This is a genomic window from Ruegeria sp. AB11 (assembly GCF_056536325.1).
Genome location: NZ_JBQFJO010000001.1, coordinates 3,471,258 through 3,493,514, shown reverse-complemented (window position 1 = coordinate 3,493,514; position 22,257 = coordinate 3,471,258). Strand labels below are relative to the sequence as shown.

Here is a 22,257-nt window from a genome sequence, read left to right as displayed (position 1 = left end):
AGATCCTCACCCGATATTCCGTGTCAAAGCTTGTTGACCGGAATTTTCATGAAAACATCACCTTGTTCATCCGCCGGTGGCATCTGACCGGCCCGCATATTGACCTGCAGAGAGGGTAAAATCAGACGTGGCATTGCCAAGGTCGCATCCCGCGCATCGCGCATCTCGACAAATTCCTCAACGCTTCGGCCTTGTCCGATATGGACATTCAACGCCTTCTGTTCGCCTACCGTCGTTTCCCAGGCAAATTCATCTCGTCCGGGTGCCTTATAGTCATGCCCTACGAATACCCGTGTTTCGTCGGGCAATGCTAAAATCTTTTGGATTGAGGCAAATAGATCCTCCGAAGATCCGCCCGGGAAATCGCAGCGTGCGGTTCCAAAATCCGGCATGAACAATGTATCGCCAACGAATGCTGCGTCGCCGATCACATAGGTCATGCAGGCCGGAGTATGACCCGGCGTATGCAGGACGTCCCCGCGCATTTGGCCGATGTGAAAGCTGGCCCCTTCCGTAAACAGAGCATCGAATTGGCTGCCATCACGCTGGAACTCGGTCCCTTCGTTGAACACTTTGCCGAATGTGTCCTGCACAACTACGATATTCTCACCGATCCCGATTTTTCCACCCAGCTTTTCCTGCAGATAGGGTGCTGCTGACAAGTGATCGGCATGGACATGGCTTTCCAGTATCCATTCCACCTTCAACCCGTTGTCGGTCACATATTCGACAATCTGATCGGCCGAACTGGTGTCAGTGCGACCCGAGGCGTGATCAAAATCCAAAACGCTGTCGATGATGGCGCAGGCCTGTCCTTCGGGCTCCTGCACCAAATATGAGACTGTGAAGGTCTGAGGGTCAAAAAAAGCTTTCACTATGGGCGTCATGGGATCCTCCGTTCGGCTCTAACTCATATATCAATACTGGAATGTGATTAAAGTGCCAAATCACGAATTGATGTCTGTCAAAGCAAATGCCGCGAATTGAGCATATGTTTTGGGCGACCAAGGTCATATTGACGGAATTTGGCCCTCACAGGCAAGATTCCGCGGTGTTTTGGCCCGGTCTCGTGCTGGTCTTAATCTTGTTACCAATATCAGGCAGACTGGCATTGTATGGGAGGATGCAAATGACTGCTCAGGATCTTTATACAGAGGCGGAACGGCTGGAAGAAAGGCTACATGGTGCATGCTTGGAGACTCGGCTGGCTCTTCAGCCCCGTGTCAGTCAGGTTCTGGATAAAATGCGCGCGCAGCGTGTTCAGATACCTTCGCGCTTGCGGCGGCTGGATGCAGCGCTGTGCGAAGATGCGCTAGAGGCGCGGTTCGACAATATGCCCGTGTGATCTGTTCGGTTAACTAAAAGAAATTCCGAGGATAACCATCATTAGCCCCAGAACCGACAGGAAAAGGGATGCAAGATTCCAGGGTAATACGCCCTGAACTGCAGCGCGGAGTTCTTCATCGGTCAGGTTAGCTTTGCGCGCTTTTATCACCCGCAAGATGCACCAGACCAGACCGATCAGCCCGGCCATGGACAGGGCGGCACCGCCCCAGACGATAATGTCGAACATAGTTGTTTACGCTCACCCGTTGAACCCGTCGTTGCGCTTAGCGGATCGATACCATTCAGACAAGCCCGTCGTATGGATTGTCTGCTTGCGATCGGGTCGGTGCCGATGTATCCGGCTGCTTATTTTCAGCCCTTGGGAGAGACGCAGATGGAAGACATCACTGAAGATCAGGCCGCAGCAAATTACCGAGTGACCGCAGGCGAGCTGCGCCAGTTCATCGAGCGTTTCGAGCGTCTTGAAGCCGAAAAGAAAGATATTGCCGACCAGCAGAAAGAAGTCATGGCCGAGGCCAAAGCCCGTGGCTACGATACCAAAGTCATGCGCAAGGTCGTCGCCTTGCGCAAGCGCGACAAGGACGATATCGCCGAAGAAGAAGCGGTTCTTGAAATGTACAAAGAAGCGCTTGGTATGACCTAAAACCGAGCCAATGAACCAGCTCCGCAGCCTAAGGTTTCTTGAATACTGCTTGGTGTCGGGATTACGAACGCACAAAGCGGAACATAGCACCGACGTCTGGGGCTTATGGCACGAACCAGTCTTCAGGGAACAAAGATCAGCTGGATTGAGAAGTGAATTGAGCGGGTTTGCCTATCAAACACCTTCTTGGCCCAAAGGGTGCGGTATGTGAACGACACAGTAGAATGAGTGAGCGCGCCGGTTTCGACGCGCTCACCTGGCGGTTACGGCACTCTCCTTTCTTGAAGCGGGGAGAAGCTTGCCTCAGGAGACGTTCAGCAACACGCGTTTTTGCTAGATCGCAACTTTCGTCAGGTTGGCAGCTCGCCATCGACACCTTGCACAAACCAGTTCATCTCATGAACTTGCTTGTCGGTCAGCGCTTCGCCTTCTTCGATCACCGTTTCACCATTTGCGTTGGTGATGGGGCCAGCAAACGGGTTCAATGTTCCATCTTTCAGCGCTTGCTCGACATTGGTCGCGGCAGTTCTCACGTCATCTGGCAACGCGTCGTCATATGGCGCCAACATGACCAGTCCCCCACTGATACCATCCCAAGTGTGATCGGTTTCCCACGTGCCGTCCAGGACATCCTGAACCCGTTGAATGTAGTAAGGTCCCCAATTGTTCACGATACCTGTAAGGTGCGCCCTTTGAGCGAATTGTGACATGTCCGCATCCTGTCCGAAGCAGAAAACACCTGCCTCTTCGGCTCTCTGGCAGGGGGCCGGGCTGTTTGTGTGTTGAGTGATAAAGTCAGCGCCCTGGTCGAGCAAAACCTGCGCGGCATCTGCTTCCAATGCCGGGTTGTACCACGTGTTGACCCAGACCACCTTAACCTCGACATCCGGGTTTACCTTTTGTGCGGCCAGCGTAAAGGCGTTGATCCCCATGATGACTTCGGGGATCGGGAAAGAAGCGATATAGCCCACTGTATTTGTTTCGGTCATCATCCCGGCGATTGTTCCAAAGACAACCCGACCTTCGTGGAAACGCGCATTGTACACGCTGACATTGGGTGCGGTCTTGAAGCCGGTGTTGTTTTCAAAATGGACGTCCGGAAACTTTGAGGCTACTTGCAGCGTCGGCTCCATAAAGCCAAATGAAGCGGTAAAAATCAGCTCGTGGCCGGTTAAGGCAAGCTGGGTGATGACGCGGGTGGCATCAGGACCTTCGGGTACGCTTTCAACAAATGTAGTTTCGATCTGGTCGCCAAAATGAGCAATGACGTCCTGCCGTCCGACCTCATGGCGATAGGACCAGCCGTTGTCGCCAATCGGACTTGGGTAAACAAATCCAACTTTCAGTTTTTCTTGAGCAAAACCTGGTCCTGAACCCAGCACTATTGAAGCGGCAATGCAAAACCCGCTTGCTGCTAGGGTTTTCAATTTGAGCCAGTTTTCCATTGAATTTCCTCCTTGTTCATCCACCGGATGCAACGATCCAAGGTGGTCGTGACACCGTGCTCGCGATTTGCTGCAAGCATCGGGTGACAACACGCATTGCGACGTTGCACGAAGCCTGACACTGTTTCGGCTTCTTGTTTGGACTTGGTGAGGAAAATTATTGATCAGTTGCCGATGCAATCAAGCGCATACATTCGCTTGATGCGTACGCAAAATCAGAACGCCATAACGGGCTGTTCCATCTTCAATGGCATATAAAATACCTTCGAGCCGCATTTCGCGGAAACACACGACTTGTGACCTGCCGCGGCAAGCCGCCCCCAACAAAAAAACCTGTCACGCAGCCGTGGTTTTTGCCCCAGCTTCAATCTTCTCCAAGGTCTGCACGCATATTTGCGCGAGGGCTTGCGTGGTCTCAGACATCTGCGCGGGGTTGCGACCACTGAGGGTCAGAAGTTCGTATATGTTCTGGCCTTCAATCTGGCAGAAGAGCAAGTCGCCTCTGGTCACTTCATCGCGCACATCCGCCCAGGTCAAAAAGCTGATGCCAGCACCCTGAATGACAAGCTGTTTTATCGCGCTTACGGAGTTGGATTTAGCTATCGCCTGCGAATTCAGGCCCATACGCTGGATCATGGATTTCACCGTTGCGTTCAATGACAAGGAACGATCCGGAAGCACCAATTGCTGTCCTTGTAGTTCGTCTTTTCCAACCACACCCTTTGATCGAAGCTCTGGTGTAGGTTTCATGACAGCTCCGATATCCAGCCTTGATTCATAGTGACAACGGAAACCAAGATCTCCGGGCATGTTAAATGCAACAACTAGATCAAGTTCGCCTGCAAGCATTTGCTGAACCAGTTGGGATGTCCCGGCCACGACGACATCAATGGCCACGGAACCGTGTTTTTGTCTCACCTCATCGTACACCGTCGCCAGAAAGCCTTCGGCAAAGCATTCCATAATTCCCAAACGTACGTGGCCGACACGCCCTTTCAGGACTTCGATTTCACTTCGCAGGGTCTGATCCTGGATTTGGAATTCCCGTATGTAGTCAACGACGAGCTTTCCAGCTTCGGTCAAATTCATTCCTTTGGCATGGCGAAGGAATAGTGGGGTGCCCAGTTCCCGCTCGAGGTTCAGCACATGCCGGTTTATCGCGGAAGGGGCCAGGTTCACTCTTTCCGATGCCTTCCGGATCGAGCCTGAACTAGCAACAATTTCAAGAACGTGGGCGGCCTGAGTAAGCAGCGGCATGGTAGCGTCCTAATTTTTCGATCATCTTGTGCAGTTTATTATCATAGATTGGAACACCACATCCTCCTAGCCTTAACTAAATTCTAAAAAGGGTAGAGAGATGACACGTGATGTCCTGCTGTGCGCACCGCACGTACTGACAATGGATGCGCAAAATACCGTCTTGAACGATGCAGCGGTGCTCGTGAGTGGACATGAAATCGCCGCTGTTGGGTCGCAAGATCAGCTGGTCCGCGAAAACCCGCAAGCCGAAATTCAGGAGTTTCGCAACTGCTTGTTAATGCCCGGCCTCGTCAATGCGCATTGCCATTCGGGCATTTTGCGCGGAACTGCCGAGGGATTGCCCGTCTGGGATTGGCTCCGCATGTATATCGACCCGATGCACCGGGTGCTCAATGCGCGTGAGGCAGAAGCTGCCTCATGGCTTTGTTATGCGGAATCAGCCCTTTCCGGGTCGACGACAATCGTGGACATGTGGCGGTACATGCATGGCAGTGCGAAGGCCGCCGATAAAATCGGCACACGTGCTGTGCTTGTGCCGTATGTTGGTGAGCATCCGGACTACAACTATTTTGAGACTCTCGCATCCAACGAAAAGCTTCTGGGTGACTGGCATCGAAGGGCGGAGGGTCGGATCAATGTCTGGGTGGGCCTGGAACACTTGTTCTATGCGTCACCCGAAAAGCACCGGGACTTCATTGATCTTGCGCTGAAGTACGATACCGGCTTCCACACGCATAGTAATGAAGCCGAGATAGAATTACGGGAAATGGATCGCCGTTACGGCAAGCGCTCAGTTCACGTTCTCAAGGATCTGGGCTTCTTTGAGCCTCGAAATACACTGCTGGCCCATTGTGTCTGGTTGGACGATTCCGAGATCGAGGTCATTGCCGAAAATGGCGTTGGCGTTGCCCACAACCCGGTCAGTAATATGAAGCTGGCAAGTGGCATTGCACCGGTTGAAAAGCTGCTCAGGGCGGGTGTTGCAGTCGGAATCGGCACAGATGGTGAAAAAGAGAACAACAACCTCGATATGTTCGACGACATGAAGTGCACATCTCTTCTTGGAAAGCTGAACAATCTGGACGCCAGTGCTTTGGACGCGTGGGAGGTCCTGCGAATGGGCACAATCGACGGCGCAAGAAGCGTCGGTCTTGAGGATGAGATCGGCTCGTTGGAGGTCGGCAAGAAAGCTGACATCATTGCGGTACGAACCGATACGCCGCGGATGACGCCTTTGATTGGCGAGGGTGAATTCTTTAACCTCCATTACAATCTTGTGCATTCAGCGCGGGGCTCGGACGTAGTCATGACAATGGTAGACGGAAATCCGATTGTTAGCGATGGACGGCTTGTGACCGCTGAAATGTCTGATCTGATCGGTGAGGTTCATACTGTGCTTCCTGGGCTGTTTGAGCGCCGCGCGGCTTTTCTGGCCGATAATGTGGATGGGGCGGTCAGCCCCGTGTGAACAGTGGCACCAATCTTGGTGCAGAACGTTAAACAATGGAAAATCGCGCTAGACAAACTTGCAATTGGAATTGGAAAATAAATGCTGAATGATCTAAAATATCTGCGCGAAACCATCAGGATAGCCAAAGAGAGCCGGGAATCCGGCAATCATCCATTTGGAGCCATCCTAGTCGGTCCCCAAGGTGATATTCTGCTCCGCGCTGGAAATACCTATTCGTATGAAAAAGGGATTGGACATGCAGAGTTGAACGTTGCCCGAGCGGCAAGCAGAAAGTATCAACCGGATTATTTGGAAAGATGTACGCTTTATACTTCGGTGGAACCTTGTTGTATGTGCGCTGGTGCATGTTACTGGGCTGGGATCGGGGTAGTCGTCTACGGGATGACAGAGAAGCGATTGGCTGTACTCACCGGCGACAATGAAGAGAACCTGACGCTGGATCTGCCTTGCGAAACCGTATTTGCGGCCGGGCAACGAAAAGTAGAAACCCGCGGGCCATTTGCCGAAATCGAAGATGAAGTTACCGAGGGTCATACGGGTTTCTGGTAGTTGGATTTCAGCTCGGAGAACAATTTGCCAAATGAGCCTTATATTCCCAAATTGAAGCGTCGAATTTGATGCACATCCCAGAAACTTCAAAGCCTTTTTATGAATGTCCGGTTTGGGCCGCGACTCGTCGCCTATGCGAGTTGCAGTGAACGATGGTCGTAAGCACATCATTTCCAATACTGCGATCTATATCTGGGTCTACGGCGCGCACTAAGCTTCCAAACTCGCAAAAGCGTTCCAATTCAATGGCTCACAGTTGCCGGAGATTGCCGTGCAGGTCAGAACTAATATTGATCAGCGGCGCTGAGACAAACTAATCTGTTCGTTCCTTGGTTAGTCGCCCAAGGGCTGTGGGCCAGTTCTTCCGTGGTAAGCCGTCAAGGACGCACGAATTCGACGAAGATTCTCCTTTGTTTCATCGGTCATCTCCTGCGCCACGGTCATGGCCAATGCATCAACAATAGCGAGGTGGGCATATCGCGAGGCCGTAGGTTTGTAGATGTCGCTGTCTTCAGGCAATTCCGTGAGCAGGGCAATTTTGGATATGTCTGATAGTCGGGTGTTGGGCTTGGTGATGCTGATTGTGGTCGCGCCGTAACCATTAGCGACTTCCGCCGCACTAACGATGGCGTCGGCTTCACCGCTCGCCGAAACAAGGAAGAGAACGTCTTCGGGCCCAAGCGCGGCCGCGCGCATTTGTAGGACATAGCTATCATTGACGAAGAACGATGGAATCCCGAGCCTGAAAAAGCGATTGGATGCTTCCTGAGCGACAAGAGAGGATCCTCCTCCTATTCCCGCAAAAAGGATCTGCCGTCGGTCCAGGCAGGCATCCCTTGCTTCTTCAAGTCTCTCCGTATCGATTTGACCGCGCATGACATCCAGGGTCGCGAACAAGGCCCCCAGGACTTGGTCAATCGCTGAATTCGCGTCAGAGCTTTCTTCACCGGCATTTCTGTATAAGTACTGAGCGCTGACGGCGACGTTCTGGGCCAGGCGAAGCTTGAAGTCCCGAAAGCCTTCACAGCCGAGGCTACGGCAGAACCGCACCACCGTTGGCTTGCTGACTGAACAACGTTCCGCGAGATCCCCGATAGTCATCGAGCTGATTTCGTTGAGGTGGTCCTTTACATAATCAGCGACTTTCTGCTCCTGAACTGCCAGTTTGGTCTGCGTATTATGCAGTGCCGGGATTAGATCCACAGCGCCAATGCGGCCCTTATGCGGGGGCGCGTTTTCATCTGAGACAGGGCGCGGTTGGTTCGGCATGTGCGTGATTTTCTCCTAGTCACTCATGAAACTTAGTTACATGCATCGCTGTGAGTGAGCAAGATATTCACCGATATTCGCGAAGTTTCCCTAATTTTGGCAGCTATAAAGAAACTAAGTTACATTTTCTCGTTGAAAAATCGACCCTGATCGCGCAAGGTGTAACCAAGTTACAGATTCGGGTCCTGGGGAGGAGTGCGAATGTCAGACTGGTTTGCCAGCGCAAGCGCAAAGATAAATTCAGTCGTCGAGGGTATCGTCGCCGCGTTGATGTTGTCCTTGGTGCTGGATGTCTGGCTTGGCGTAGTCGACCGCTACTATTTTCACTGGCAACTCCCGTGGCCCGAGGTACTGGCCCGCTACCTGATGATCTGGGCCGCATTGCTCGCCGTTTCTTCCGGAATCGCGCGCAGGGACCACATCGGATTGACCGCATTCATCATGATACTTCCTGTCGGTTTGCGCCGTACTCTGTTGGTTGCGATGGACGTTTTGGCGCTGGCTTTGTTCTTATACGTCGCGTTTTTTGGGATCAGCTTCGCCGAAAGTGGAGCTCCCCGCCAAGCGATGATTTTTGGCGCCAGCCTTGCTCCGTTTTACGCAGCCATTCCCGTCGCGGCGGCACTGTCATCCGTACAGCTGGTGCTGGTCCTGTTTCGGGATATGGGGTCGCATATTGACCAGCCACCCTTTGCCACTGAGGCGGAGGAAACGCTGTGATCGTCGCAATCGTTTTTGTCGCCCTTATCCTGTTTGGGATGCCGATTGGGTTTGCCATTGGCCTTGCCGGCGTCGTGGGTCTGATTGACATGGGCGGAACGCAGTTCTTGGCGATTGGTCCCAGCAAGATATTTAACGGCCTCAATATCTTTCCCTTTCTTGCCATGCCGTTCTTCATTCTGGCCGGTGAGATCATGAATGACATCGGGATCACCAGTCGTCTTGTGAAACTGGCTCAGGTTCTGGTTGGACGGTTCCGTGGTGGGCTGGCCCATACCAATATGCTGGCTTCGGTTTTCTTCGCTGGACTAACCGGCTCGGCGACTGCGGACGCGGCGGCCTTTGGTCGGACACTTGTGCCTGCAATGGTAAAAGAAGGCTACAAACGTGATTATGCCTGTGCGGTCACTGCAGCGGGATCCATAATCGGCCCAACCATTCCGCCCTCGGGGCTAATGGTCGTCTACGGGTCACTAATGGGTGTCTCCATTGCAGGCCTGTTCGCCGCAGGCGTTCTGCCAGGCCTAGTGATTTGTATCGTCTGCATGGCGGTCATAGCCATCGGCGGTAAGCGAGAAAACCTTCCAAAAGCACTGCGCGGCGCGAGCCCTCGCGAGGTCTGGGATACATTTGTTTCCTCACTGACCGCGTTGGCGATGCCTGTAATTATCCTGGGGGGCATTCTGGGTGGGATCGTCACCCCGACAGAGGCTGCGTCGATTGCTGTGGCCTACGCGATGTTCATCGGGATTTTTGTCTATCGGTCGCTGACGTTCAAAGGCTTCTATGCGATGCTTGTCCGTACGGCGCGTATTACTGGCGTTATCTTTGTGATTATCGCCTTCGCTGGCATTCTCGGCTGGTGGATGAGCTTTGAGCGCATTCCTCAACTGATTGCGGAAACCGTTCTTGGCCTTTCAGATAACCGGTATGCCGTTATCGCGATCATCATCGGATTGCTGCTGATTGTTGGTATGGTTATGGATATCACCGCCATCCTGATCATCCTTGCGCCGGTGTTGGTTCCGCTCACACAGCAGGTTGGCCTGGAACCTATTCACGCCGGGATCATCTTTGTTCTGGCCCTAAACATATCGTTGATGACCCCGCCGGTGGGCGCTTGTCTGTTTGTTCTGTCGTCCGTCACCGGCGAAAAGCTGGAGCGGATTTCCATCAAGCTGTTCCCGTTTCTGATTGCCGAAATCGCTATCTTATTTGCCTTTGCATTTTGGGAGGACGCAGCCCTTTGGCTGCCCCGGATGTTGGGCTTTGCTCAGTAAATTCCCCAAGAAATCCAAACCAACAGGAGAAGAACAATGAAGACTATTCTGACAGGTGCGGCGCTTACCGCAACCATGCTTGCGACCAGTGCGCTGGCCGAAGGTGGCGTCATCAAATTCGGGCACGACAACAAAACAGATCCATTTGAGAATCCGGCGCACGCCTGTACGGCCGTGTTCTCCAACCTCGTGAATTCCGGCACCAATGGCAGCGTCACGGTCGAAGTGTTTGGATCAAACCAACTGGGCTCCGCCGCCGAGCATGTGCAGCAGGTGCGGGACGGCATCATTCAGGCAACCCTGACATCGACTGGCGCCTTGGCAAGCTACTACCCGCGGATTGATGTGCTGAATCTACCATTTGCATTTAGTGGCAACGCATCGACCTACGAAGTCTTTGACGGCGAGTTCGGCGAAGCCTTGGCCGCAGATATCGAAGCAGAACTGGGTGATGTTGTGGTGCTGGGCTTCCCTGATACGGGCGGGTTCTTTGCGGTCACCAACTCTCAGAGACCTATTGCGGACCTAAAGGACTTTGATGGCATTCGCATCCGCACAATGACATTGCCGTCGCATCAGAAGATCGTGCAAGCCTTGGGCGCCGAAGCCTATCCCCTCTCGTGGGGCGAGGTGTATTCCGGCCTTCAAACTGGCGTGATTGACGGCCAGATGAATCCGGTCCCGATCATCTCCTTCGCCAATTTTGCCGAAGTTCAGCAGTATCTGACGCTGACCAACCATTTGTTTTCACCCTACACCTTCATGATCAACCGCGCCTTCTTTGAGGGCCTGTCCGAAGCCGAGCAGGCCACGATCCGTACGGCTGCAGAAAACTGCGTAACTGCAAGCCGCGGTCTGTCACGGATCATCGAATCCTCAGATAGAGGTCTTGCGGGCCTCATGGATCAGATTGAAGTAACGGCCCTGACTGACGAGCAACGCAGTTCCATGGCGGCTGCAACGCAGCCTGCTTTTGAAGCGCATGTACAGGAAAATCTGGATGAGAAAGCGGCCGAGCTTTTGGCAAGTTTCAAGGCTGCAGTAGAGAACGCCAACAACGCGTCTTACCTCGATTGATCCTCCCTGACTGCCGGAACCAACCGGCAGCACCTCTTGTCGGAGATCAGTTTCTGGTCTCCGACCCAAACAACGAATTGGATTAGACATGCGGGTTTTCTGTGCCTCCATTGCGACCGAAACAAACACGTTTTCCCCCCTGCGCACGGATTTTTCCGATTTCGAGCAGAGCTTTTACGCACCACCCGGCGAACATCCCATTACCCCCACGTTGTGCAGCGCTGTGTTTCCGGCACTGAGAAAACGGGCGCAGGCGAACGAGCTGGAGTTGATCGAGGGCACCGCCACATGGGCGGAACCGGGCGGGTTGCTAAACCGTGAAACATGGGCGCGGCTGAAACATGAGGTCCTGGATCAGGTGACCTCTGCTTTGCCTTTGGACGGCGTTGTTCTTGGCCTGCACGGCGCGATGATTGCCGAAGGGTGTGTGGATTGCGAAGGTGATTTGATCGAAGCCGTTCGTGCTATTGTCGGCCCTAAGACGGTTATCGGAGCCAGTTTCGACCCGCACAGTCATCTCAGCCAGAAACGTGTATCGAATGCTGACATAATCACTGTGTTCAAAGAATTTCCGCATACTGATTTTGTTGAAGCAGGAGAAGCCTGTGTCGATCTGACACTGCGCACGATCAAAGGAGACATTCGGCCCGTTATCTCAGTTTTTGACGTTCGTATGTTGGATGTCCTGCCAACCAGCCAAGAACCCATGCGCGGATTTGTCGATCAGTTGAACCAGATGGAGGCAAAGGAGGAAGTTCTTTCAGTTTCTGTCATTCACGGGTTTATGGCCGGCGATTCCCCAGATGTCGGCGCCAAAATCGTCGTTTTGACAGATGATGATCAGGCCAAAGCCGACAATATAGCCCGGAATTTGGGGACGGAGCTGTTTTCGTTCCGAGGACAGACAAAGCCAGACTACCTGTCTCCGGTTGAAGCATTGAAAAAGGCTCAGAAAGCCACGCATGGACCCGTAGTCGTAGCGGATGTGTGGGATAACCCGGGCGGAGGAGTCGCAGGGGATTCAACCCTGATCCTTGAAGAGGCCATTGCTCAAAACCTTAAATCTGTCGCATTCGGCACGATATGGGATCCCATGGCTGTTCGCTTATGCCATGCGGCTGGAGAGGGCGCAGTATTTGATCTACGCTTCGGGGGCAAAACGTCGGCTCTCGCAGGTAACCCAATTGACGCCACGGTCACAGTTGTCCGCAATCAACGCAATGCAGTTCAAAGCTTTGGTGCATCTATCGTCCCCATGGGGGATTGCTCGGTCATTCGTTTGGGTGGGATAGAGGTCGTTTTGAACTCAAACCGAAGTCAGGCCTTCTCGCCAGACCTGTTCACCAACCTCGGCATCGATGTCACAGAAAAAAAGATACTGGTCGTCAAATCTACAAACCATTTCCATGGTGCCTTCTCCGACGTCGCTACCGAAATTATCTATGCAGCCGTCGAAGGCCCCTATCCGAATGATCCCACCAAAACACGCTACAATAATCTGACACGCCCAATTTGGCCTATCGTCAAAAACCCTCACGAGGAAATTGTAGAATGATTTTTCCTAATATCGACACACCGGCTGTCCTGGTCGACCTGGATATCGCCGAAGCGAACATCGACCGCTTTCAGGGGCATTGTGCGAAACACGGACTCGCCGTCCGCCCGCACATCAAAACCCATAAACTACCTATGCTGGCCAAACGGCAGATAGAGGCCGGTGCCATTGGCATAACCTGCCAGAAAGTGAGTGAGGCCGAGGCAATGATTGCTGAGGGTGGTATCGACGATGTGCTGATAACCTTTAATATCCTCGGTGACGCCAAGTTGGCGCGGTTGCGTGCCCTGTCAGAGAAAGTGAGATTGTCTGTTGTCGCGGACAACACCGAAACCGTTGACGGTTTGTCGAGATTTTTTGCTGATGCTGCGACACCACTGGGTGTACTAGTAGAGTGCGACACCGGCGCGGCGCGTTGTGGCGTAACCACCCCTGAGCAGGCGCGAGATCTGGCACGTTATATCGATAGCCAGCCAGGTGTTACATTCCTCGGTCTAATGACCTATCCGCCGGCGGGCCAAGAGGTTGCTGTTCAAGAATGGCTCACCAGAGCCAAACGAGAAATTGAAGAGATCGGGTTGCCGGTGCCCGTCGTGTCAAATGGCGGCTCACCAGGAATGTGGCAGGCGCAGGATGTTCCAGTTGCAACTGAATATCGGATAGGCACCTATATCTATAACGACCGCTCCCTTCATGCACAGGGCGTCTGCACGTGGGAGGACTGTGCGCTGAGCGTCCTCGCAACGGTGATCTCAGTCCCTGCAGACAATCGGGCTGTGATTGATGCGGGATCTAAAGTGTTGACCTCAGATCTGTTGGGACTGGAAGGCCACGGATACGTGATAGGTCGCCCGGACATTGTGGTTCAGGGTCTGTCAGAGGAACATGGCGTTCTGAAGGCCGATAAGATCAATCTGAAGGTTGGCGAGCGCATCCGGATTATTCCAAACCATGCCTGTGTTGTGACCAACATGGTTGATCAGATTGAGACCATTCGCGAGGATCATTCGCTAGGGCCTGTTCCAGTCGTGGCGCGAGGCAAAGTTCAGTAACGGCAAAACCGTAGCCCAAAGACGTAGCCTGCGTCGGGCATCAATAAGGTGAAACATGGCTGACCTCATATGTTTAGGGGAACCCCTGTTCGAATTAAACGCATGCCAGGATGGACTGTTCAAAGGGGGATTCGGCGGAGATGTTTCCAACGTCGCTGTCGCTGCTGCCAGACAGGGGATTGACGTCGCTTTGATTTCGCGCGTCGGAGACGACCAATTTGGCGAGAAGCTTCGGGGTTTGTGGTCCCGAGAAGGTGTGAACCACGAGCACGTGTTATCTGCCTCGGGTGAGGACACGGGGCTCTATTTCGTCTTTCACGATGGAGACGGGCACCATTTCGTTTACCGTCGAAAGGGCTCCGCCGCCAGTCGGATGTTACCGGAACAAATTCCAGGCGATGCAATCTCCAATGCTAGGATGTTTTATACTTCCGGGATCAGTCTTGGGGTAAGTCCAGAGCTACAATCAACAACTCAGGAAGCAATCCACACAGCGCGGCAGTCTGGCGTATCAATTGCTTTCGATCCCAATTTGCGGACAGCTCTTTGGCCGTTAGACAAGGCCCGGCAGGTTACTCACGATGCAATGCGGCGCTGCAATATCGTGCTGCCAGGGCTCGATGACGCCCGTCAATTGACGAGCCTTCACAGCCCCGAGGACATAATTGACTTCTACCACAATCTGGGCGCTGAAGTTGTGGCGCTGTCGCTTGGTGCGGACGGTGTATCCATATCCGACGGGCAAGGCATTCTCACAATTCCCGGAGTAACAGTCCCGGCGGTCGACGCTACAGGCGCGGGAGACTGTTTTAACGGAATTTTCCTGTCCGCTTACCTGAAAAACAAGGATGCCTTGAAGTCTGCTGAACTCGCGAACCGCGGCGCGGCCCTTTCGACTACGGGCTTTGGTGCCGTGGACCCCATTCCTTACGGAAAAGACCTAACAGAAGGAAATCACTTCAATGACTGAGAAAAAGATCGAGCGCTTGGGCGATGACAGGACCGGTGCAGGTGGTCAACCGCTACCTTTTGCTCCAGCTGTAAGAGCCGGCGACTTTGTGTTCATATCCGGGCAGGTGGCAATGAAAGAAAATGGGGAAATAGAAGCGGGAGGCATCGAGTCACAAACCCGAAAAACGATGGAAAATCTGATCGCAGCTTTGGCGCTGGCTGATTGCACTCTGGATGATGTAGCGAAAGTGGGCGTCTGGCTGGACGATCCTCGAGATTTTTGGACGTTCAACCGGGTCTACGCAAGCTACTTCCCAAATGGCGGCCCGGCGCGCTCAACCGTCCGTTCGCAAATCATGGTGGACGCCAAGGTCGAGATTGACGCGGTCGCATACAAACCGCTGGGCTAGCTCCAAGATACTCTTTCCAATTGAATTGAGCTGGCACTTTTTGCCAGCCTATCTTCTTGAAATATTATAGAGCACCATTTGGAAGGACGTTTTGTAACGCACCGCGAGTAATACGGACATTTATTGTTGATAAGGCTTAGACCGGATGGTTGCACTTCTGGGGTTTGCAGAGTCCATTTGTGAAAGTTCGCTTTGGGCTGTGAACGGACGAGCTTGCCCGATATTAAAGACAAATTAATTTCGTAAATATGCTACGATACCAAAGTGATGTGCAACGTCGTCGCCCTGCGCAAGCGCGACAAGGACGTTATCGCCAAAGAAGAAGCCGTGCTGGAAATGTACAAAGAAGCGCTGGGGATGTAACTTCAGCCGCTTACGGGTTCAAAAAACGGAGATCTGGCATGGTCCGAAGCCGCGCCAGATCCTGCTCATAAAGCTCGGTAAACGCCGCGATAATGTCTTCGCTCCAGCCGGGCAGTTCCACCTCCTCCTCGATCGCCTCTGTCAGCGCATGCTGCTGAAAAATCTGTGCTAACCTTCCTCTGAAAATGGGATCGTCGGGTGGGCGTTGTTGTTCCCTCAACCCCTTCAGCTCCTGCTTACCCAGATCCGAGATCAGCGAGGACAGCAGCGCGTATTCCTGATCAAGCTGCGTGTCCGCGGGTAGTCCGACAAGTGCGCGTGCAATGTCACCAAGGATCAGAGGAGAATCCTCGTTACTCCACAAGGTGATCTTGACGTCTGGAGCAAGATCGCGAATGTCCTCAATCATCGCAAGCCAACTCAGGCAACTCAGATCGGTCGTCGCAACTATATGTTCGCGCTCGGGGGCCGATAGCAACATCAATACCTTCGGAATAAAGCTGCCGGGATTGCGCAGCCCCACAAACAGTTCGACAGACGAATCGCTGAACAGGTGGTCCATATAGGACATCCTTTGACCCGCATTCGCATAGAACTGCCCATCCATGATGATTGATGCCCGTTCACCAAGATACAGCGCACTTGACAGGATCGCTCGATCAACCTGTTGCCCCTGAGGCATTAATTTCTGAAACCTTGCCCGCGTATCTTGGTGCGAAGGGCGGTCAGCCGCAGGCTTCAGTGCTGGCCGAAAGATCTTTCTGAACGGACGCATCCCCCAAAATGCCGCATGTCTCTCAGCGACAAGCTGGACGTTCGCCTGAAGCAGATTGAGCAGCGGGTCGTGGTCGGTAAAGTGTGCTCCGGCTTGGATGACCATCTGCATATTGGAATTGTCCTTGCCTCGGGCGAAATTATCGCTTGGGTTACAACCTGTCCCCGGCGCAGTCAAATTTGGATGAGGCCTAATTATTAGGTTATCCTAAGGCAAACCATCACAAAGTTAAGGCGACGCGAAAATTCGGGCTTGCAGTCCCTGTTCCGAGCGATTAATCGACACCCAGTGCCCCTATAGCTCAGCTGGTAGAGCAACTGATTTGTAATCAGTAGGTCCGCGGTTCGAGTCCGTGTGGGGGCACCATTCAGTCTTTGCAATTATCTGAAATTCATGTAGAATCCAGATTGAGAGCGTATCGTATCCACCTTAATATCCATCTATGTGGCTCTGGTGTTCGCAATTCTTCATTCGATTCCACAGTTGATTGCCTGCTGAGGGAGTAGGCGGTTAAGGTCCATTAGGGCTTCTTCGCCACCTTGCTCAAAAAGCTCCTTGAATCGGTAAAAGCGTAAGCGGGGCGGCAACCCCACCTTCCTGACGGCTGTCTGATCTGCGATTCCGCTGCGGAGTGTAGATTTGTCCGGAGGTATTTACCCTAGGCGGTGACTCAGCCCCCTGATCCGGGCCGTTTGGAGTGCTGGCGCGTAAAGGCAGGGTGGCGGACAAACTGAGTAATCGCTGCATCCGCACCAATGAGCGATTTGGGCGGGCGATCAACAGTGATCGTTTTTTTGTCGCATATGTATGCAAAGCGCTGGCCGGTTTGGCTGCAACGGCAGCCCGTCACCTGAGGATATAATGCGCCAAGGCTTCGTGTCGGGCACCTTCGGGACGCAAGGTCGATTGGTATAGGGTGAAGCCGGTCACCGGCATCTTTGGCAAGGCACTCATAGTGCAAGGACGTTGGACGAGTTGAACCGCCTCGTGTTGTCCTGGTTTGAAGCGAGCAATCGTCACATGCGGGCGAAAGCGCCGACGGGGCAGCACGATCTCGGCTCGCCGCACGGCGTTCTGGACTTTTCGGTGCAAAGCTATGAGTGCTGGGCAATCCTCCACCACGACAGCCAGAACCTGCCCAAAACTTTCGATCCTTGAAAAGGTGACACCGAAGGGTGGAGCTGAAAGTATCAAAAGCTCTTCATGCAATTCCTCTAACGCCTCCTCGGTCTGATCATCCAGAAAAGCTAGCGACAAATGCATGTTGTCCGACGATACCAGTCGGCCGACCGGCAGCGCGCGTTGCATGGGCGCAAAAGCGGCTTTTACGTCGTCGTTGAGCGATATCGCTATGAAAGACCGCATGGAGTCCTATTATTTCTCCTCTTGAGTTAAGTGTGTATCATGCCAGAATTTCCACAAAGCTGTGTATGGTTGCCACTTGTCCGCGGCGATTCCGGACGGGTCGTTTGAGCCCTAAACGGACCATCACTTCAGACGGTCAAGAACGCCAATTCATGGCATGCAAAATGCTTGTACCTTGTTGACCCGGCAATTCAAATTCACCCAAAAGTTCAAACTTCTGGTTTGGATCATCACCAACCAATGCACGCGTCACGTCAGACACAAGAACCTCGCCTCGACCCGCAACAGCCGCGATACGAGCGGCAATATTGACAACCGAGCCAAAGAAATCCTCATGGGACTGCACTACATCGCCAGTGTGAACTCCAATTCTGACGGCGAGCCGGGGCTCGGCAATTTCGTTCGCCAGATCACGCTGAATTTTACCTGCTGCCGACATTGCAGATCGAGCTGACGCAAAAGACGACATCGTGCCATCGCCAAGTGTTTTGACGAATTGGCCTCCATTCGCTTCAATGACCTGTTTTACTGCCGCAAAATGAGCATTGATCTTCGCAGACCACGCACGGTCTCCCAGTGTGTTTGCGATGACGGAGGATGCCACAACATCCGTAAACATGACGGAAGCAAGTCCCTCGGTTTGGCCCAACGACATACTCTCACGCGCTGCCTCGGCCAGTTGAGACATTGACGTCTGCTCCATCCCCATGATGACTTGATTGGGTGTTGGCACAGAGCCGTGCCGACTGATGATTTTCCAGCTCCCTTGCTCCAGCGCGAATATCAGCGTATCGCGAAATTCGAACGGTTTTTCGGACCTGCCCACTAAAGTGACCTTGTTAATGATGGTGGCCCATCCGATGTCGCCTGCTTCAAAGGCTTCAGCGAAAAGCTCCTCCATGTGCAGAATATCAGGCTTATCTTGGAAATACGCGACAACCGCGTCTCTTACTTCCTGTCCGCACCAGTTCTCGCCACTCGCGGACCCGAGAAAGCGAAGGTTTTCGCTGTTGGACAGAAAATTGGGCAAAGCTATCTGATCACCACTGCTGGTGTTCATGCTCCAGCGGCGCGATACAGCAAGCAATTCTGAAGAAGGCTTGATCACAAGTTTTTTCCAGGCAGGCCGCCGCTGGTTATCGCTGTTGCAGCGGTTTAGCAAAAGCTTCTTACCTAAATAAATACCGGAATTGCCTTGCAACTCAAAGGGCAACTTGTCCGCAGAGCAGACGTTCGTTGCAGCTTGCTCCAATGTCCGCTTTGCGGACGAAGCTGCCGTTTAAGTCATTTATTGAATTAGATAGTTTTAGCCGAATTGAGGCAAATCACTCGGATTGGCAACATGACTGACCAAAGGTTAGTTGCTTACTTTCAAACACGCCAAGGCTTCATCAATTGCGTCTACAATCGCGCTGCATTTCAGTGAGACGACCTGAGTGTATTGGCCGCTGAAATAGGTTTGGATAATTTACTGCAGTATCGACGTTGCAGATGTAAACCAAACTGTTTTTAGTAGTTTAATGATTTAGCGCGATTGGCGCCGCAAATGGAGATTGAGATGTTCACCAAAGACGACCAAGCGCTGATTGATGTTTGGGAAGCCCATACCGCAAGCGAATTCGCCCACAAGGACGCCGACAAAGCAATCGCAACCATGACTGACAATCCTGTTCTAATACATGTTCCAGTGAACACGGGAGCAACTGGCCGCGAAGCTTTGAGGAAATTCTATGCCGAAGTATTCATACCGCAGCTTCCGGAAGATGCGGAACTAGAGGTCATCACGAGAACGGTCGGACAAAACCGTATTGTGGATGAATTCATCCTCCATCTGACACATTCATTGCGCATGGATTGGTTTGTCCCCGGTGTCGAAGCCACAGGCCTGCGTCTTGCTGTGCCGCACGTAGGCATCATTCATTTTGAGGACGGTTTAATCGCGTCCGAACACATTTACTGGGATCAAGCCACCGTTCTTCGTCAACTTGGCCTGATTGGCGAGGACCTCCCGATCCTCGGGGCGCAGCAAAAAGACCGGTTGATTGACTCAACCGCGCCCGCAAATCAATTGATTGATCGCCTGGCGACATCTTCTTGACCGACCGGCGCTCGTTGGGAAGCGCAAAGCTAGCTGACGTCAATGAAGGTGCGCCAAGACGATGGCCTCATGGTAATAAAGCGATGTATCAAATGTTGTGATTGCGAGGATTAGAATAATAGTGCGTCCGCATTGGGCTCAAACCGGTCGTTCGCTGCAGCTTGCTTGAAGGTCTACTTTGCGGACAAAGTTGACACACAGTCCCTTCATCCAAGAGCCAGCATCCATATGAAACGAACCTGCGCCTTTTAAAAACATTGATTGGCAATCGCCCTATGTTTCCCTATTGCTTCGTTTCTAGCTAATCGGTTTCACTAAACTCCAGATTTAGTGGTTGGTCTATTACTAGCGAATATATTTCAACTAGTTCCTCTCTTCCTCGAAGCTTGTGTGCGCCGATGCGCTCAAATTCTATTGGCTTGACCAACGCGCTACGTACAGAACTGGAAACAAGAATATTCACTTCACTTCGGGTACTACCCAGAACTCTTCCGGCTTCCTCCAGCCGTTGCGCGACATTCACCGCATCTCCGACCACCGTGTAGCTGAGCCTCCCTTCGCTGCCGATATTCCCAACGACCACACGACCGATGTGGATACCAATGCGCAGCCTAACTGAATATGCTAAGCCCGCATCTACCCTTTCATGTTGATTGTAATCCGCTATCCACTTAGCGATCTCGATCGCCGCGTGGCAAGCTAGGTCGGCCGCATCATCTTGATGTTCCAGAGCACCCCAGATGGCCATCACAGAGTCTCCGATGAACTTGTCGATGGTACCGTGGTTATTCTGGATACAGTCGGCTAGCCCTGCAAAGTGGTCATTTAGGAACAGTGCCGTTTGGGGAGCCGTAAGATGCTCCGATAGTGTCGTAAACTCAACAATATCCGTGAACATTATGACCACGTCCCGGTGGGAAGATTTGATCTGCTTCCCTGCGTTTCGGCGCATCAATTGGCGGACCAGACGTTTCGGTACATAAAGTTCAAACCAGCGAAGACCTTCGAGCATGAAATTGTACGAGCGTGCCGCCTCATCCAATTCCCGAAAAAAGGATCCTTCGATTTCATCGACCTTCGAAATGTCGAGATCATGCACTCGCTTTGCGCTATCGGACAGGCGGCGCACTGGCTTGGCAATTTCCTGACCAATCAAAGCAGCCACACCGGCCGAAACAACAGCCATAACAAGGCAGAAAATGATCGCCCACTTCAACCGCGCCGCCTCCGCAATGATATCGTGGGCTTCAAAATAAGTGGCAACGGTAAGTGGTTGAGCGCCATAGTCGGATAACTCTTCAAAAAATATGACAAACTCCCAATCGGCGTAGGCAACGAAACGGGTGTTCGCTCCGGTTAGAAAGTACTTCGCGACACTAAAGCGGTCATTCGGTTGCCACATCGCTGAAACAATTGGATCGGAAAAACGGTCTTGTTGAGGAAGCGGTACCGCGCGGTTTAAACCAGCGTACCCAAACGCCATGAGTGGATGGGCTAAAACAGCGTTCCTACCGTATAGAATGAAGACGTTTGCACCGAATTCCATTTCCTGATCGGCCAAAAATTCAGATAGCTTTATAACCGAAACCCAAGCTGACAGGACGCCGACTATCGTTCCTTGCTGAATAACCGGCCTTTGGTAACTCAACACAGATTGGCCGTATTCCTCACGCCAAAGAATTTTTCCCCAACGAGCTTTTCCAGTATCAATTGTCTTGTCGATGAGGTCGCGCAGGTCAACATCGTCTCCGAGTTTCGAGAATATGGGAAGCGTTTCGTCTTCCGTGCGCTCAACACCTGTCAGGATTTGTAGTCTGTCAATATACTGTATCCTCAGAATCTGAGGGGTTGCTGAAATGGCGCCAAGCAACAGGCTAACGAACTCTTCTGAGCCGTCTGGTTCAACTTCCCCTAAGGTGATTTTGCTCGCGATAAAATCGATTTGATCTGAAGCTGCAGTTAGATAGCGCTCCACCTGTTGTCGTTGCGTACCAATTATGAGTTGAGCCTTTTGGGTAAGCAATTCCGAGGTATTACGATAGCCAACGACCAACCCGACGCCCAATACACCCGCGACTGAAGTGAGAACAAAGAAACCCAGCCCAAGCGCCAAAGCGACTGACATAGAAGCATGCCATTCGCTGCCATTCCCTTGGGAAGTATTTCCTTTTTGCTCCCCCATGACATGCCCCGTGAACGAGACCATCGATTGGTGTAATTCGTCAGATTATATTCAACTTCTTAAGTTTTTAAAAGATTTGCTTGTTGGATGCAGCCGTGGCATGGGCCTTCAAAGACCTCTGAGGGCCCACCCTTCGCACCCGTAACACCCGAAACCACTGGGGCATAAACGGGGGCATTTCTTGGAGGGTTTAGCCCCAAGAGCCATTTGTCGTTCCATGTTCTGATGGTCTGGCTGGGGTGGTAGGAATCCTTGCCGTCCGATGATTAGACTCGGCTTTTCCAACCGGTGACCGGAACTGGGGCGGTTGCGGGGGCATTTCTGACCGCTAGAGAGGCCGTTAGAGGGTGCCAGCAGGTGCCGACGAGACCGCTAGAGGACCGTCCCCCGGCGCTGACGACCCGCTGACGAGATGTTCCGGGTGCTGACGGTCGGGCGCTGGTGC

21 protein-coding genes, 1 tRNA gene and 1 pseudogene are annotated in these 22,257 nt (G+C 52.7%); 14 read left to right on the top strand and 9 right to left on the bottom strand.

The window, feature by feature from the left end:
- Window positions 1-23: 23 nt before the first annotated feature.
- Window positions 24-887 (bottom strand): MBL fold metallo-hydrolase, encoded by an 864-nt coding sequence (locus ACR3EJ_RS17460; protein ID WP_170543268.1) that lies wholly within the window; start codon window positions 885-887, stop codon window positions 24-26.
- 242 nt (window positions 888-1,129) lie between these two features.
- Between ACR3EJ_RS17460 and ACR3EJ_RS17455 the strand changes: the two genes are divergently transcribed.
- Window positions 1,130-1,345, top strand: a complete 216-nt coding sequence (locus tag ACR3EJ_RS17455; protein ID WP_010443250.1) for a hypothetical protein — start codon at window positions 1,130-1,132, stop codon at window positions 1,343-1,345.
- 9 nt (window positions 1,346-1,354) lie between these two features.
- Here ACR3EJ_RS17455 and ACR3EJ_RS17450 read toward each other — a convergent pair whose 3' ends face one another.
- Complete coding sequence (locus ACR3EJ_RS17450) at window positions 1,355-1,573, bottom strand: hypothetical protein (RefSeq protein WP_170543270.1); 219 nt, start codon at window positions 1,571-1,573, stop codon at window positions 1,355-1,357.
- 147 nt (window positions 1,574-1,720) lie between these two features.
- Here ACR3EJ_RS17450 and ACR3EJ_RS17445 point away from each other — a divergent pair, with 147 nt between their 5' ends.
- A complete protein-coding gene (locus ACR3EJ_RS17445; RefSeq protein WP_010443248.1) occupies window positions 1,721-1,990 on the top strand; it encodes a DUF2312 domain-containing protein in 270 nt (89 codons plus the stop codon).
- 350 nt (window positions 1,991-2,340) lie between these two features.
- Here ACR3EJ_RS17445 and ACR3EJ_RS17440 read toward each other — a convergent pair whose 3' ends face one another.
- Together ACR3EJ_RS17440 and ACR3EJ_RS17435 are read right to left on the bottom strand one after the other, a co-directional pair.
- Window positions 2,341-3,435 carry a BMP family ABC transporter substrate-binding protein gene (locus ACR3EJ_RS17440; RefSeq protein WP_480423191.1) on the bottom strand — a complete coding sequence of 365 codons (1,095 nt, stop codon included), beginning with the start codon at window positions 3,433-3,435 and terminating at the stop codon, window positions 2,341-2,343.
- Window positions 3,436-3,771: 336 nt separating this feature from the next.
- Entirely contained in the window at window positions 3,772-4,692 is a 921-nt protein-coding gene (locus ACR3EJ_RS17435) for a LysR family transcriptional regulator (protein WP_170703712.1), read from the bottom strand.
- Window positions 4,693-4,792: 100 nt separating this feature from the next.
- Here ACR3EJ_RS17435 and ACR3EJ_RS17430 point away from each other — a divergent pair, with 100 nt between their 5' ends.
- Together ACR3EJ_RS17430 and ACR3EJ_RS17425 are read left to right on the top strand one after the other, a co-directional pair.
- Window positions 4,793-6,163: an amidohydrolase gene (locus tag ACR3EJ_RS17430; RefSeq protein ID WP_170543276.1), complete on the top strand. Its 1,371-nt coding sequence runs from the start codon at window positions 4,793-4,795 to the stop codon at window positions 6,161-6,163.
- An 81-nt stretch (window positions 6,164-6,244) separates the two neighbouring features.
- Window positions 6,245-6,715 (top strand): nucleoside deaminase, encoded by a 471-nt coding sequence (locus ACR3EJ_RS17425; RefSeq protein WP_170543278.1) that lies wholly within the window; start codon window positions 6,245-6,247, stop codon window positions 6,713-6,715.
- 333 nt (window positions 6,716-7,048) lie between these two features.
- Here the strand turns inward: ACR3EJ_RS17425 and ACR3EJ_RS17420 are convergent, their stop codons facing one another.
- Window positions 7,049-7,984, bottom strand: a complete 936-nt coding sequence (locus ACR3EJ_RS17420) for a MurR/RpiR family transcriptional regulator (RefSeq protein WP_170543280.1) — start codon at window positions 7,982-7,984, stop codon at window positions 7,049-7,051.
- 201 nt (window positions 7,985-8,185) lie between these two features.
- Here ACR3EJ_RS17420 and ACR3EJ_RS17415 point away from each other — a divergent pair, with 201 nt between their 5' ends.
- The 8 genes and pseudogenes from ACR3EJ_RS17415 to ACR3EJ_RS17380 form a co-directional block, all read left to right on the top strand.
- Window positions 8,186-8,704, top strand: coding sequence for a TRAP transporter small permease subunit (locus ACR3EJ_RS17415; protein WP_170543282.1), 519 nt, complete (start codon window positions 8,186-8,188; stop codon window positions 8,702-8,704).
- Window positions 8,701-9,984 carry a TRAP transporter large permease gene (locus ACR3EJ_RS17410; protein ID WP_010443244.1) on the top strand — a complete coding sequence of 428 codons (1,284 nt, stop codon included), beginning with the start codon at window positions 8,701-8,703 and terminating at the stop codon, window positions 9,982-9,984. Before ACR3EJ_RS17415 ends, ACR3EJ_RS17410 begins: the two co-directional genes overlap by 4 nt.
- A 36-nt stretch (window positions 9,985-10,020) precedes the next feature.
- Window positions 10,021-11,061: a TRAP transporter substrate-binding protein gene (locus ACR3EJ_RS17405; protein ID WP_170543284.1), complete on the top strand. Its 1,041-nt coding sequence runs from the start codon at window positions 10,021-10,023 to the stop codon at window positions 11,059-11,061.
- Window positions 11,062-11,149: 88 nt separating this feature from the next.
- Window positions 11,150-12,616 (top strand): M81 family metallopeptidase, encoded by a 1,467-nt coding sequence (locus ACR3EJ_RS17400; RefSeq protein WP_170543286.1) that lies wholly within the window; start codon window positions 11,150-11,152, stop codon window positions 12,614-12,616.
- Window positions 12,613-13,668, top strand: a complete 1,056-nt coding sequence (locus ACR3EJ_RS17395; RefSeq protein WP_170543288.1) for a D-TA family PLP-dependent enzyme — start codon at window positions 12,613-12,615, stop codon at window positions 13,666-13,668. The genes ACR3EJ_RS17400 and ACR3EJ_RS17395 overlap by 4 nt, the downstream gene beginning before the upstream one ends.
- A gap of 55 nt (window positions 13,669-13,723) precedes the next feature.
- A complete protein-coding gene (locus tag ACR3EJ_RS17390) occupies window positions 13,724-14,638 on the top strand; it encodes a sugar kinase (protein WP_170543290.1) in 915 nt (304 codons plus the stop codon).
- Window positions 14,631-15,029, top strand: a complete 399-nt coding sequence (locus tag ACR3EJ_RS17385; protein WP_170543292.1) for a RidA family protein — start codon at window positions 14,631-14,633, stop codon at window positions 15,027-15,029. The genes ACR3EJ_RS17390 and ACR3EJ_RS17385 overlap by 8 nt, the downstream gene beginning before the upstream one ends.
- Window positions 15,030-15,281: 252 nt before the next feature.
- Window positions 15,282-15,392 (top strand): annotated as a pseudogene (locus tag ACR3EJ_RS17380) (GapR family DNA-binding domain-containing protein); the annotation flags it as partial.
- A gap of 10 nt (window positions 15,393-15,402) precedes the next feature.
- Here the strand turns inward: ACR3EJ_RS17380 and ACR3EJ_RS17375 are convergent.
- Window positions 15,403-16,278, bottom strand: a complete 876-nt coding sequence (locus ACR3EJ_RS17375) for a hypothetical protein (RefSeq protein WP_170543297.1) — start codon at window positions 16,276-16,278, stop codon at window positions 15,403-15,405.
- Between the two features lie 179 nt (window positions 16,279-16,457).
- Here ACR3EJ_RS17375 and ACR3EJ_RS17370 point away from each other — a divergent pair.
- Window positions 16,458-16,533 (top strand) — tRNA-Thr (locus ACR3EJ_RS17370).
- Between the two features lie 480 nt (window positions 16,534-17,013).
- Here ACR3EJ_RS17370 and thpR read toward each other — a convergent pair.
- Together thpR and ACR3EJ_RS17360 are read right to left on the bottom strand one after the other, a co-directional pair.
- Complete coding sequence (gene thpR / locus ACR3EJ_RS17365; protein WP_170543300.1) at window positions 17,014-17,532, bottom strand: RNA 2',3'-cyclic phosphodiesterase; 519 nt, start codon at window positions 17,530-17,532, stop codon at window positions 17,014-17,016.
- A gap of 136 nt (window positions 17,533-17,668) precedes the next feature.
- Window positions 17,669-18,784, bottom strand: a complete 1,116-nt coding sequence (locus ACR3EJ_RS17360) for an adenylate/guanylate cyclase domain-containing protein (protein ID WP_170543302.1) — start codon at window positions 18,782-18,784, stop codon at window positions 17,669-17,671.
- Between the two features lie 306 nt (window positions 18,785-19,090).
- Between ACR3EJ_RS17360 and ACR3EJ_RS17355 the strand changes: the two genes are divergently transcribed.
- Window positions 19,091-19,630 (top strand): nuclear transport factor 2 family protein, encoded by a 540-nt coding sequence (locus ACR3EJ_RS17355; protein WP_480423185.1) that lies wholly within the window; start codon window positions 19,091-19,093, stop codon window positions 19,628-19,630.
- A 301-nt stretch (window positions 19,631-19,931) separates the two neighbouring features.
- Here ACR3EJ_RS17355 and ACR3EJ_RS17350 read toward each other — a convergent pair whose 3' ends face one another.
- Entirely contained in the window at window positions 19,932-21,812 is a 1,881-nt protein-coding gene (locus ACR3EJ_RS17350; protein WP_480423184.1) for an adenylate/guanylate cyclase domain-containing protein, read from the bottom strand.
- Window positions 21,813-22,257: the final 445 nt, after the last annotated feature.